Annotated in this window: 13 protein-coding genes; 8 read left to right on the forward strand and 5 right to left on the reverse strand. The window is 70.4% G+C overall.

Going from position 1 to position 12,178, the window contains the following annotated elements; translation table 11 throughout:
* On the forward strand, window positions 1-430 hold a 430-nt coding region (locus ABZ297_RS30830; RefSeq protein WP_355353208.1), incomplete at its 5' end, for a hypothetical protein.
* Between the two features lie 170 nt (window positions 431-600).
* On the opposite strand, the gene ABZ297_RS30835 is transcribed toward ABZ297_RS30830, so the two are convergent.
* Window positions 601-1,275: a PH domain-containing protein gene (locus ABZ297_RS30835; protein ID WP_355353211.1), complete on the reverse strand. Its 675-nt coding sequence runs from the start codon at window positions 1,273-1,275 to the stop codon at window positions 601-603.
* Between the two features lie 52 nt (window positions 1,276-1,327).
* On the opposite strand from ABZ297_RS30835, the gene ABZ297_RS30840 reads away from it, so the two are divergent.
* The 3 genes from ABZ297_RS30840 (at window position 1,328) to ABZ297_RS30850 (ending at window position 4,655) form a co-directional block, all read left to right on the forward strand.
* Window positions 1,328-2,653, forward strand: coding sequence for an ABC transporter ATP-binding protein (locus ABZ297_RS30840; protein WP_355353214.1), 1,326 nt, complete (start codon window positions 1,328-1,330; stop codon window positions 2,651-2,653).
* Between the two features lie 181 nt (window positions 2,654-2,834).
* Window positions 2,835-3,140: a DUF4158 domain-containing protein gene (locus tag ABZ297_RS30845; RefSeq protein ID WP_355353217.1), complete on the forward strand. Its 306-nt coding sequence runs from the start codon at window positions 2,835-2,837 to the stop codon at window positions 3,138-3,140.
* A gap of 615 nt (window positions 3,141-3,755) precedes the next feature.
* Window positions 3,756-4,655: an MBL fold metallo-hydrolase gene (locus ABZ297_RS30850; RefSeq protein WP_355353220.1), complete on the forward strand. Its 900-nt coding sequence runs from the start codon at window positions 3,756-3,758 to the stop codon at window positions 4,653-4,655.
* A gap of 29 nt (window positions 4,656-4,684) precedes the next feature.
* Here ABZ297_RS30850 and ABZ297_RS30855 read toward each other — a convergent pair whose 3' ends face one another.
* The 3 genes from ABZ297_RS30855 to ABZ297_RS30865 all read right to left on the reverse strand — a co-directional run bounded on the left by ABZ297_RS30855 (window position 4,685) and on the right by ABZ297_RS30865 (window position 6,535).
* Window positions 4,685-5,224: a hypothetical protein gene (locus ABZ297_RS30855; protein WP_355353223.1), complete on the reverse strand. Its 540-nt coding sequence runs from the start codon at window positions 5,222-5,224 to the stop codon at window positions 4,685-4,687.
* 793 nt (window positions 5,225-6,017) lie between these two features.
* Window positions 6,018-6,383, reverse strand: a complete 366-nt coding sequence (locus ABZ297_RS30860; RefSeq protein ID WP_355353226.1) for a TetR-like C-terminal domain-containing protein — start codon at window positions 6,381-6,383, stop codon at window positions 6,018-6,020.
* A 2-nt stretch (window positions 6,384-6,385) separates the two neighbouring features.
* Window positions 6,386-6,535, reverse strand: coding sequence for a hypothetical protein (locus ABZ297_RS30865; RefSeq protein ID WP_355353229.1), 150 nt, complete (start codon window positions 6,533-6,535; stop codon window positions 6,386-6,388).
* Between the two features lie 954 nt (window positions 6,536-7,489).
* On the opposite strand from ABZ297_RS30865, the gene ABZ297_RS30870 reads away from it, so the two are divergent.
* Together ABZ297_RS30870 and ABZ297_RS30875 are read left to right on the forward strand one after the other, a co-directional pair.
* A complete protein-coding gene (locus tag ABZ297_RS30870) occupies window positions 7,490-8,299 on the forward strand; it encodes an alpha/beta hydrolase (protein WP_355353232.1) in 810 nt (269 codons plus the stop codon).
* A 619-nt stretch (window positions 8,300-8,918) separates the two neighbouring features.
* The gene (locus ABZ297_RS30875) at window positions 8,919-9,164 is read left to right on the forward strand and encodes a response regulator transcription factor (protein ID WP_355353235.1); all 246 of its coding nucleotides are present in this window, start codon (window positions 8,919-8,921) and stop codon (window positions 9,162-9,164) included.
* Here ABZ297_RS30875 and ABZ297_RS30880 read toward each other — a convergent pair.
* Window positions 9,133-10,158 (reverse strand): WYL domain-containing protein, encoded by a 1,026-nt coding sequence (locus ABZ297_RS30880; RefSeq protein ID WP_355353238.1) that lies wholly within the window; start codon window positions 10,156-10,158, stop codon window positions 9,133-9,135. The two genes, ABZ297_RS30875 and ABZ297_RS30880, sit on opposite strands and share 32 nt — an antisense overlap.
* A gap of 204 nt (window positions 10,159-10,362) precedes the next feature.
* Between ABZ297_RS30880 and ABZ297_RS30885 the strand changes: the two genes are divergently transcribed.
* Together ABZ297_RS30885 and ABZ297_RS30890 are read left to right on the forward strand one after the other, a co-directional pair.
* Window positions 10,363-10,785, forward strand: a complete 423-nt coding sequence (locus tag ABZ297_RS30885; RefSeq protein ID WP_355353241.1) for a VOC family protein — start codon at window positions 10,363-10,365, stop codon at window positions 10,783-10,785.
* 74 nt (window positions 10,786-10,859) lie between these two features.
* Window positions 10,860-11,960 (forward strand): winged helix DNA-binding domain-containing protein, encoded by a 1,101-nt coding sequence (locus tag ABZ297_RS30890; protein ID WP_355353244.1) that lies wholly within the window; start codon window positions 10,860-10,862, stop codon window positions 11,958-11,960.
* Window positions 11,961-12,178: the final 218 nt, after the last annotated feature.

Here is a 12,178-nt window from a genome sequence, read left to right on the forward strand (position 1 = left end):
GCATCCTGTCCCACAGTCTCGCCCGCGCCCGCGCTGCGAGCTGCTGCGTAAGCAGCACAGGAATCCTCCACATTCATGTGGAGGAGCACGTCAAATCAAGGCCGGCAAGAAGCGCGGCAGCTTCGTGGAGGGCGTGTACGTCCGCACGTTCACCGGCCAGAACGTGGACCGCGAGATCGTCTTCGTCAACATGGCCTACGCGAGCAACGAGGGCGGGACGCTGCCCGTGTCGGTGCGCGACATCCGGCTGGAGAAGTGCAGGATCGACGGCGCCGACGCGGTGCTCAACCTCGTCGGGCTGGAGAGCGACCACCTGGTCGGCGTGCATCTGGAGAAGTGCCTGTTCACCGGCGTCACCGGCCCCGACAAGATCGCGTTCACCGACGACCTGACCATGCGGCACGTCCTCGTCAACGGGGTCGAGCGATGAAGCGCGTCCAAGGGAGGACGGCGCCTGGTGCAGCCTGTTGTAGGCCGCCTCGTCGATCTCGCGCAGCTCGGCCAGCAGCTGCGCGCGATGGCTGACGTGGTGCAACACCTGCCGTAGGCTCATGAGCTTAGAAATCTACAATGTAAAGGGCCGGACCGGCCCGTCCTGGCTCACTCACGAACGAGGAAGTGGGCAAGCAGGCCGGGCACCGCTTCCTCGGCGAAGCGGAGCCCTTCGGAGACGGGCACGTCCCTGACCTTGTAGCAGCCGTCTCCGGCGGCAGTGGTGGCGCCCAGGGTGACCAGCCCGTGGCGGCGCTGGAAGGGCGAGCGGGAGACGCTCCACCCGATGATCCCGTCCCGCTGGAGGATGGCCGTGCGGCGGTCGAGGACGCCGGCCCTGGCGACCAGGTGGCGGCCCTGGACGCCGTGGCCAAGCGCACGGTAGGCGTCCCAGGCCAGGGCGACCGCGGCCGGCAGCAGGACGAGCGCTGCGATACAGGCGGCGGGCCACAGGCCGAGGCAGAGGAGAGGCGCGACGATCAGCGCGACGACGGCCAGCGCCCCGTTGACTCTCCTGCGGAGGGCGATACGGGGGTGCGGCCTGAGCGCTGTCGGAGCAGGCTCCTGGATCGCGGCGACGACCCGGAGAGCCTCGGCGCGCGGCCCCGGAGGGGAGAGCGAGCGGCGGCGGCGGTTCTCGTCGCGGTCGCCGAGCCCGCTGGCGACGGCGTTCAGACGGGCGCCGCCGGCCCAGCGCGTCAGCATCGGCTCGGAGATCTCGACGCCGCGCAGGTGCCGACCTTCGATGGTGACGGATCGGGAGACCAGCAGGCCTCGCCGCACGTGGAGGTCGCCGTCGCCTTCGCGGTCGAGGCGGTAGCCGTACCAGCCTTCGATGAAGGTGGCTGCGGAGAGCGCCGCCCCGGCCGCGGCGATGACGAGCGCGGCGGACAGGACGCCGAACCAGAGGGGGACCGCGGCCGCGTTGCTCGCCGCACCCGTCGTGGCGGCGATCCAGGCCTGGACGGCACACGCGACGGCCGCCGCCGACGCCGAGCGTCACGAACGCGACCAGGAGGCCAGCGGACGCGTCATCGAATTCCTCCAGGCCCAGCCGGTGCTGCGGGCCGGCGGCCGGACCGGCGAACGCTTCCAGCTGCTCGACGACTCGCTGCTGGATGCCCAGCGCGCCTCCCGCCGTACCGTGCTGGCGACGCTGCCCAGCGCCGTGGGGCTGACGGTCACCGTGCAGGCGATCTTCACCGGGCTACTGGTCCTGGGCGCCTACCTCGCGCTCGGCGGGAACATCGGCGCGGCGGAGATCCTGGCGATCCTGGTGCTGGCCGCCCGCTGCGCCGACCCGCTGCTGTCGCTGTCGGACATCGGCGGTAAACTCCGCGGCGCGCGTTCGGAGCTGGCCAGACTCGAGACGGTGCTGCGCACCGAGCCGCTGCGGGAACCTCGCGAGCCGGTCCAGCCGGCGCACCACGGCCTGGAGTTCGACGCCGTCACCTTCCGGCACGGCGAGCGCACGGTGTTCGACGAGGTGTCGCTCACCGTCCCCGAGGGACAGCGGCTCGCGGTCGTCGGGCTGTCCGGCGCGGGCAAGAGCACGCTGCTGCAGCTGCTGGCGCGCTTCTACGACGTGGACGCCGGCGCGGTGCGTGTGGGAGGCGTGGACGTGCGCGCGATCAGCACCGAGGCGTTGATGGCGCGGATCGCCATCGTCTTCCAGGACGTCTACCTCTTCGACGGCACCATTGAGGAGAACGTGCGCCTGGGCCGTCCCGACGCCGACGAGGCCGAGGTACGGGCCGCGGCGGCCGCGGCACAGCTGGACGAGGTGATCGAGCGCCTGCCCGGCGGATGGGCGACGAACGTCGGCGAGGGCGGCGTGCTGCTGTCCGGTGGTGAGCGCCAGCGGGTCTCGATCGCGCGGGCGCTGCTGAAGAACGCCTCCATCGTGCTGCTCGACGAGGTGACCTCGGCGCTGGACCCGGTCAACGAGGCGGCCGTCCACGAGGGCATCGAACGCCTGATGGCTGGCCGGACGGTGGTGATGGTGGCCCATCGCATGCGCACCGTCCAACGCGCCGACCGCGTCATCTTCCTGGACGGCGGCCGGATCGCGGAGGAAGGCAGCCACGACGAACTGCTCGACCACGGCGGCCGCTACGCCGACTTCTGGAACATCTCCATGGCTCCCGCTGCGCGGGAATGAGCCGGAGCGTCGGGCGATCCGCTAGGGGTGCCGCTGGAATACGGGGTCTTGGGGCTATCCGGCTGGAATTGAACGCTAACGAGTGCTTTCCCAGCTCAGAGCCTTGATCACCCTGAGCCTTCCACCGCAGTAATCCCCGGATTTACTGCGGCAGCGGCCTGCGCCGTGTCATCTGACGCCGGTGGCGCTGCGGCTGTACGGCAAGCGCGATCAGACCCGCTCGGATCATCTGGGCCTGATCGCCAAGTATCTAGAGTGGCAGACAGCCCCGGCGGGCAGCCAGGCGATGAAGGAGCTGGAGCAGTTCCTTCTGGACCGGGCGATGGAACATGACTCGCCGACGCTGCTGTTCAACCTGGCGCGCGAGTATCTTATGGCGGCCAAGGTGATCCGGCCCGGCGTGCTCATCCTGGCCAAGATGGTCGGCACGGCACGCAAGGGCTCCTCACCTGACCTCGCAGTTGGTGGGGCACCTGCTGACCGCTGAAGTCCGCGCTGACCTGGAACGGATGCTGACCGTGGATGCCGGGGAGTGGCTGGTCACCCCGGCCCGGGACACCTCGGCGACGTCGGTGAAGACCGCGATCGACAAGCTGACCTGGCTTGGCGTAGGCGGTTGATCGTAGGGGTGGCCCGCGACGGGCGCGGGCCACGTCGCTTTGATCGTCACCTTGTTTACCCCGGGGCGTGGTCTCAGTGCGTGCGCAGGGCGATGCTGCGGCCGCCGAAGAACGTCTCGAACCCGGCGATGGGCAGGCTGGGGTTGTTCATTGGTAGCTGCGGAACCAGGTAGTGATCATGCGGGTGGCGTGGTCGAGGAGCGCGGTGCGGTAGAGGTCGGCGGGGCGTTCCAGACGATGCGGATGCAGGTGGTCAGGGTGGTGCCGGCGGCCAAGAACACCAGCGGCTGGAGTCCTTGAGGGCCCTCACCAGGCAGATCCGCCAGCTGGCCCCCGCCCAGCTACGGCCGCTGGCCGGCCGGTGCGCTGCCCGACCTCATCGTCGTGCTCACACAGACCGGGGCCCGCGAGCACAGCACGTTCAAGAGCCGGTGGTGGGGCGGAGTGACCGCCCGCGTGCAAGGCATGGCAGGATCGCGGCCATGTCCCTCAGCGTTCCCCGCCTCTCGATCGGCTCGACCGAGATCATCGCCCTCGCCGACGGCGAGGGCCCATTCTTCTCCCCGCGCGCCGAGGCCTTTCCCGAGGCCACGGCCGCTCAGTGGACCGAGGCCGACCGCTACGACCCGGGCGCGGTCGACGCCGAGGGCCGCTGGCGGCTCCAGTTCCGCGCGTACGCGATCCGCAGCGACAAGGGCCTCACCATCGTGGACGCCGGGATCGGTCCGGCGGACAGCCCGGCCGGCTCGTGGGCGCCAGTGCCCGGTACGCTCCCCGAGTCGCTCGCCGCCGCGGGCATCGACCCGGCCGAGGTCGACACCGTGGTGCTCACGCATCTGCACACCGACCACGTCGGGTGGGCGGTCGTGACCGAGGCGGCCGTGCCATCAGCGGGCCGCGCGGTGGCCGGCAACGCTTCGACCAGCAGCGCGGTGGGCGGCGCCCCTGCGCCTGACAGCGCGACCAGCGGCCGTCGTCCCTACTTCCCGAATGCCGAATACCTGCTCCAGCGGGCCGAGTTCGACGCCCTCGACACGCTCAACCCGCAGCTTCGCGAGACCCTCACCGACCCTCTCGAGGCGGCCGGCCGGCTCCGGCTCCTCGACGGGGACACGCCGCTGCGCGCCGGGCGCACGGTCGCCACACCCGGGCACACGCCCGGGCACCAAAGCGTGCTGGTCGCCAACGGGCCCGAGCTGGCGCTCGTCACCGGCGACCTCCTGGTGCACGCGCTCCAACTGCTCCACCCCGAGCTCGCCTACTCGCACGAGATCGACCCCGAGGCGGCCAGGCACTCAAGGAAGCGCATGCTCGACCGCGAAACCGCCACCACGCTACACCTGGCGACGCCGCATCTGACGGAGCCGTTCATCTCGGCGTGATCGCGGCCGTCCGAGCCGTTCGGCACGGGTCAGGCCGCGAGGGCATGCAGACGCTCCAAACTCTTGGTGGTCTCGTCGTCGGCGGGACTGAAGACCGTGAGGCGGCAGCCGCCTCTGGACTGGAGCCACATCCGGTCTGCGTGCAGGAGCAGCACGCCGACCTCCCGATTGCTTAAAGTCTTGACGTCCTTGACCTTGTCGGCGACGTTGCGCCGATCCCAGATCTCGCCGAACGCCTGGAGGAGGCCGGGCGGGACGCGAAGCTCCGCTTCGAAATTCAGCCCAACGGCCGGTTGAAGCTGAACGTCGACCGGCTCGGCGCGCTCGGCGAGAGCGAGTCCCTGGAGTGGCTGCGCAAGACAACCTCGAAGATGCTCCCGGAGATCGACCTGCTGGACCAGCTGTTCGAGGTCGGCTCCTGGACCGGATTCCTGGATGCCTTCGTGCAGCTGCGCGACCCCGATGCACTGCACCGCGCAGGCGTGCTCACCGCCGAGGAGTTCACTGCCTGGAAGCAGGAACTCCTCGCGCGTATCTGACCAGATCGGGCGGTTTCCGACGGCAGTCACAGCTCCCCTGGGGGCGTCCCTCAAAAGGAACTACACCCATATGTTCATGGCGGCTCTGGCCGTGCAAGCCGGGCCAGTCAGCTCCCGGCATGGCAAGGAACCTGTGCCGGCGTCGCAGGCGCCCACGGGCTCGGTACTGGTGGAGTCGCCTCTTGAACTGTCGCGAGTCCGGGCTCCAGCGGAAGGGATGAAGACCCATGGCCTTGAACGCCCTGGCGGAAGGGGTGCCGACCACCCGCCACGCCGCGCTGTGGAGAAGGGCGGGATGAGCGAAGGTCGCGCGGTGGCGCGGCGCGGCGGGCGTTCCGTGATGCGGGGGCTCGCGCCCCTCAAGCGCGCGATGTACCGAGGCGGCCGAATGCGCTCATGCGGTGGTGGAACCGTCTCGACGCCTTCGCCTACGGGGCCCGGTGGTTGTCGCCACGCCATGTCGCCGTGTTGAACGTGGCGGGGCGCCGCACCGGGAACCTCGCCTCGGTCCCTGTCGCGGTCACCCGCTACCGGCGCCGATTTCCTCGTCTCAATGCTCGGGCCGGACACGGGCTGGGTACGCAACGTCAGGGCCGCGGGTGGGAAGGCCGCGCTGCGCCGCCAGGGTCGCGAGGCGCCGATCCTGCTGGAGGAGGTCCCGTAAGCGGATCGGGCCGAGATCCTGCGCCGCTACCTTGCCGGCGCGCCCGGCCCCCGGCCGCATCTGGGGCTGGGGCTGGCGGCTCCCCTGTCGGAGTTCCGCCGGATCGCGCCCCGGCACCCCGTCTTCCGCGTCCGCGAGCTCTAGCCTGGCCTCGCGTCCTCAGTGGAAGAACGGCAGGACCATCTCCACCAGCGCGTCGACGTCATCGTCGACCATCGGCTCGCCGGTCATGCCCATTCGGTGGAGCAGGGTCCCGACAACGACGTCGATGAAGAACAGGACCCGGTGCTCCGGATCGCCGAGCGCGTCCTGGAGCGCGAGCCGATAGGGGTCCTGCAACCGCGAGGAGAGGATCTCGCGCAGCTCCGGATCGCTGACACCGTCACTGAACACGCCCGCGAACGCGTCGCCCACCCCCGGCTCGCCGATCTTGCCCGCGGTCCAGCGGATGGCCGAGGACATGATCTCGGCCCGGCTGCTGCCCTCCTGCGGCACCGGGCCGAACGCGTCGAGCAGGCAGTCCACGATCAGCGCCCCACGCCGAGCTCAGCCAGCGCGCGCATGGTGTTCGGGGCCTGGGACATGCCGGCGCCGAACTCGCGCAACTCGGCCGCCCGCTCCAGCACGACGGCCTGCCACCCGATGCCGCCGCCGACCACGATCGCCCGTCCGGTCACGGTGTCTCCTCATCGTCAAGATCGCCTGCGGGCTTGTCGCCGGCATGGTCGTTGGCGGGGTCCGCGTTGGCGGGATCGGGGTGCAGGGGCGGCGCGCCCTTGAACACGTTGGCCATCCATTCGAAGGTGGCGTGCGCCTGGCGGATACGCGGCCCTTCCGTCGTCCGGGCCGACCAGGTCCAGACCGTCGCGGGTGATGTCGAGGAAGGAGGTGATGCCAGCGATCTGCTGGCGGGCCAGCCCAGGCTCATGAACGATCATGACGGCGCGGCGACCAGGAAATCGGCTCGCCGAGTCCCGGGCGAACATGAACACCGTGGCCAACCCGCGGGCCCGCTGGCTTTTCCCCGGCCAGAGCGCCCGAGAACCCCTCAACGCAGCCAGTATCCGAGAGCAACTCCGGCTGCTTGGCTTCCCCACGCCGCCCGGGAAGCCGCCCTGCGCCAGCTCGTACTGCAAGCTCCAGCCCCGGTCGTCGCCGAGATGCTCGGCTACACCCCTCAAGCCACGACACGCCACGCCGCAGCCGCCGGAAGCCCTTGGAGCCGTTACGCAGCCGGTGACCACACAAAGTGACCACGGATCTTCCCGCACAGGTGAATAGAGACCATTCAATCAACGGTCTCTGCCAGTACTGTCCCCCTGTTACCCGTTGCTCGGCATGACCATGAAACGTCACTGGGATCGAGCACGTTGGGGACCGAAACCCTGTGGGGATAGGCGACACGATCGTGAGTATGACGAGGTGTTCGGCATCGTGGCCCTCGCCTGCCTGCGGGCACGCAGTGCTGGCTGATCGATCGTGCCCTGTGCTGGAAGGGCGATGTCGTCCTCATCTGCCGATGACAGCGCCGCCCTCCGGGGACTGCGACGATGGTGGCGGGCCGTCGGTCGTCAACTCCGCGGGAACATTTGTCCAAGACTGATAGTCGACCGCCCGTGCATAGTCTCCGCATGAGTAAGTACGACATTGAGCACTCGCATGGGATGCACGTGGTCCATGACGGCCCGCGGCAGGCGCCGCCGTTGTTGCTCATCCACGGATCGGGGGCCTCGGGCGGCTTCTGGAGCCCGGTGGTCCCGGCACTGGTCGGCCACCATCACGTCATCCGGGTCGACCTCCCGGGCTGCGGCCAGTCCCCGCCCGCGCCGTCGTACGACGTGCCTGCGCAGGTGGGCCGGGTGGCGGCACTGCTGGACGACCTCGGCCTTCGTCACGTCGCCGCGGTCGGGCACTCCAGCGGCGGCTACGTCGCCACCGCGCTTGCCGAACAACGTCCCGACCTCGTGGGTTCGCTTGCACTGATCAGTAGCGGCCCAAGTCTGGATGCGCTCCTTCGGCAGCCGCTCATCCTCCGGGTCCTGTTGGCCCCGCCTTTGGGTCCGCTCCTGTGGTCGAGGCGTTCGGATGCGATGATCCGCAGGGGGATCAGCGCGACGGCCGCTCGCCCGGTGGACGTCCCGGACGACGTGGTCGCCGACGTACGGGGCATCACCTACCGCGCGATGAGGACGGTGCTGCGCCGAAACACCGCGTACATCGCCGAGCGGAGCGTGCCCGAGCGTCTCGCCGCCCTCGAGGTCCCCGTGCTGGTGATCTTCGGCGCTGCCGACCCCCGTTGGGAGCCGTCGTCGGCGCACCAGTACGACGCGGTGCCGAACGCGCGGGTCGAGCTGCTGCCCGGCGTCGGGCACCTACCCATGTTGGAAGCGCCCGAGACGACCAGCAAACTGCTGCTGGGCTTCACGGCAACGGGCCGCTGACAGCCCGCCCATGATCCCTGAGGCCTAGACTGGTCACATGTTGTCGACCGGGACGCCACCTGACCAGGCGTGGGTGGACGTCGGTATCCCTTGAGGAGGTCTGGGGCCGCGACGCCGGGCGAGCCGAGGACAGGCTGCGCGCCGCCGCGTCGTGGGACGAACGGTTCACGATCGCGGTGGACATCCTCGGCCGACGGCTGGGCACCCACCCACCGGTCGATCCGCAGGTCGCCTACACCTGGCGGCGGACGCTCACCAGTCGGGGGCGGGTGCGGGTCGACGGCCTGGCGGACGAGGTTGGCTGGAGCCGCAAGCGCCTGTGGTCCCGCTTCCGGTCCCAGCTCGGCATCACACCCAAACGCGCCGCCCGACTGGTGCGCTTGAGCTGCTGTACGGAGCCGACCCTCGCATGAGCAGACGCCCTCTGTCAGGGCGGCACTCGGCACCGGACCAAGCCGTCCTCGACCGGGGCCGGCACGCGACTCCTCGGCTTCACCACCGCTACAAAAATCTCAGCGACGAGGGAGGACCTTCACCAATCCCGAGATCTCCTCAACCACCAGCGCGACGCGCTCTACACGGAAAACGCCCTGGTCCTGGGACCGAATGACCTGGCGAGGTGCTCGGGAACCCAGGGGTTATTTCTTACCAGGCCCGCGCCAAGGAGCCGCCGCCCCTCACGGAGCGGGAGCGCGAGGTGCTCCAGCTCGTCAGCCGGGGACTCACCAACGCCGACATCGGCCGGCGCCTGTTCATCAGCGAGGCCACGGTCAAGACCTACCTCATGCGCACCTTCAAGAAGCTGTCCGTCTCCGACCGCACGGCAGCCGTGATCACCGCCCTCGAACAGGGCCTGCTGCCGTGACGGCGTCGGTCGCTGCGTTGGCGTAGCGGCGGGCCAGGTGCGCGAAGGCGTCTTTGAGTTCGGTCGGCCCGATGACCTCGATGTCGGCGTCGAACCTGCCGATGGCGGCGGCCAGGCCGGGCCATGACCACGAGCCCAGGACGAGCCGGCAGCGGTCCGGGCCGAGTTCCTCGACGACTCCCTCGCGGGTGTAGCGGGAGACGACGGTGGCGGGGAGGTCGAGGATCACCTCGCCGCGGCAGGGCCAGCCGGCCGAGCCGTCGGAGCCCTGGAACCTGCTGGTCACGAAGGCGGTCACGGTCCCTCCGGGCAGTTCACGCGGGGTGAAGCGGGGCCCCGTGGGGGTGCGCGGGGTGATCCGGTCGGCGCGGAAGGTGCGCCAGTCGTCGCGGTCGAGGTCCCAGGCGACGAGGTACCAGCGTCCGCCCCAGGTGACGAGGTGGTGGGGCTCCACCCGGCGCGGCGGAGGTCCGGCGGGGTCGTCGTCGCCGGCTCCTGGTGGGAATGCGGGGGTGTAGTCGAAGCGCAGCACTTCGCGGGCGTGGACGGCGGTGCTCAGCGTCATGAGCACGCCGCTGTCGACCTGGGGGTTCGGTCGGGTCGTCGGCCGCTCGACGGCGGTGACCTGGAGGGTGTCGATGCGGCGGCGCAGCCGTGCGGGCATGACCTGCCGGACGGTGTTCAGCGCGCGCGCCGCGGCTTCCTCGATGCCGGCGCCGGCGGTGGCGGCGATCTGGAGTGCGACGGCGAGGGCGACGGCCTGCTCGTCGTCGAACAGCAACGGGGGCAGTTCCGTGCCGGCGCCGAGCCGGTACCCCCCGTCGGGGCCTTTGCTGGCCACTATGGGATAGCCGAGCTCGCGCAGGCGGTCGACATCGCGGCGCACGGTGCGCGGGCTGACGTCCAGCCGCTCGGCCAGCAGCGCCCCCGGCCAGTCCCGGCGCGCCTGGAGCAGCGAGAGCAGCGACAGCAGTCGCGCTGAGGTCTTCGGCATGACTCCCATATTGCCCTGAGAAGCGGTCACACCCTGGCCGCTTCCCCTGGGACTGTTGCCTCGGGCCAGACACCGAGAACGACTGGAAGGGCCCGATCCGTGACCGTGTGCTGTCACCCGGTGCGACTCCGATTCCGCGGTCGGTGGTTTCAGTCCGGGCGCTTCACGGTGTCCAGAAACGATGATCGAGGGTTAGGAGACGATATGTCCGTCAAGTCAGTGACTCATCTGAACTTCCGGGGCGACGCCCGCGCGGCGCTCGAGTTCTACCAGTCCGTGTTCGGTGGTGACATCGCCGCCGTCACGTACAAGGACGCTGGGAGCGTACAGAACCCCGCCGAGACGGACCAGGTGATGTGGGGCCAGGTGGTCGCGGACAACGGCTTCCACGTGATGGCCTACGACGTGCCCTCGCAGATGCCGTGGGACCAGGGGGAGAACTCGTTCTTCGTCTCCCTCCGCGGCGAGACCACGGAGGAGGTCACCGCGTACTGGGAGAAACTCTCCTTCGGGGCGACCATCGCGCAGCCGCTGGCGCCCGCGCAGTGGTCTCCGCTCTACGGCATGCTCAGGGACCGCTTCGGCGTCGTCTGGGTCGTGGACGTCGTGAGCGAATACAACGGTTGATTGAAGGAAACAACCACCATGAAGATGCGGCCCCTGGGGCGGACCGGTATTCAGGCGCTGGGCGGCGTGACCCGATGACCGTTCTGGACGCCCGGGCGCTCAACCGCGCGACGCTGGCCCGGCAGTTGCTGCTCGATCGCGCCGACGTACCGGTGCTCGACGCCGTCGCGCACCTCGGGGGCCTGCAAGCGCAGGAACCGCAGGAACCGTTCGTCGGGCTCTGGTCACGGCTGCGCGCGTTCGACGCGGCGGTGCTGTCGGACCTGCTGACCGGGCGGCGCGTGGTGCGGACCCACCTCATGCGCCGCACCGTCCACCTGCTCACCGCCGAGGACGCCCTGGCCTGGCGGGCCCGTCACGACACCATGCTGCGGCAACGGGTGCTCGGGGTCTACCGCCGAGAGCTCGACGGGGTGGATCTCGACGAGCTCGCGGCGGCGGGCCGGGCGGTGCTGGCCGACGGCGAGCCCCGCTCGATGGCCGAGCTCGCGCGGGCGCTCGCCGAGCGCTGGCCGACGCCGGGACCGCGGGCACTGGGTGAGATGCTGATCGCCGCTCTCGTCCCGGTGGTGCAGTTGCCGCCGCGCGGGCTGTGGCGCACGAGGGCAGGAGTGCGCAACGTGCTGCTCTCCTCGTGGCTGGGTCGCGAGATCGACCCGCCGGCCCCGGAGGGCGCCGATCCGGTCGGCGAGGCGCTGGTACGGCGCTATCTGGCCGCGTTCGGCCCCGCAGCCTCGGCCGACCTGCGCGCCTGGTGCGGCCTTGCCGGACTGCCGGCCGCGGTGGCCGCGATACGCGAGGAGCTGGTGACCTTCCGCGACGAGCACGGCCGCGAGCTGGTCGACCTCCCCGGCGCGCCGCGCCCCGACCCGGACACGCCGGCCCCGGTACGGTTCCTGCCGGCGTTCGACAACGCGATCCTCGGCTACCAGAACCGCGGCCGGATCATCGACGACGTCCACCGCGGTCTGTCGGTCGCCGGCGCGCGCGTGGTGCTGGTCGACGGCCGGGTCGCCGCGACCTGGAACGTTGAGGCGGGCACCGTGATCGTCACCCCGCTGCGCCGTTTCTCCCGGGCCGACCGCACCACCGTCGCCGAGCAGGGGCGGGAACTGGCGGCGTTCCTCTCCGACAACGAGAGCCACCGGGTACGGGTTGCCGAGCCTCCTCGTTGAGCGGAACCCGCGAGGCCCTTCCCACGGACAGGGCGATGACGGCGGGACGGTGGCCATCGGGCCGGCCGCCCGCGTCTCCCGATGGAGTACAGCGGCTGCCAAGTCACACGCCGTGAACAGGACTTCGCAGCCTTCCTCTAGAGTGCTTGCGTCCCCTGCGCACGACTGTGGCCCCGGCCCGGCGACGTGTGCCGACCCTGCCCACGAGCCCGACCGAG

The organism is Nonomuraea sp. NPDC005983, assembly GCF_040614375.1.
Lineage (GTDB): Bacteria > Actinomycetota > Actinomycetes > Streptosporangiales > Streptosporangiaceae > Nonomuraea.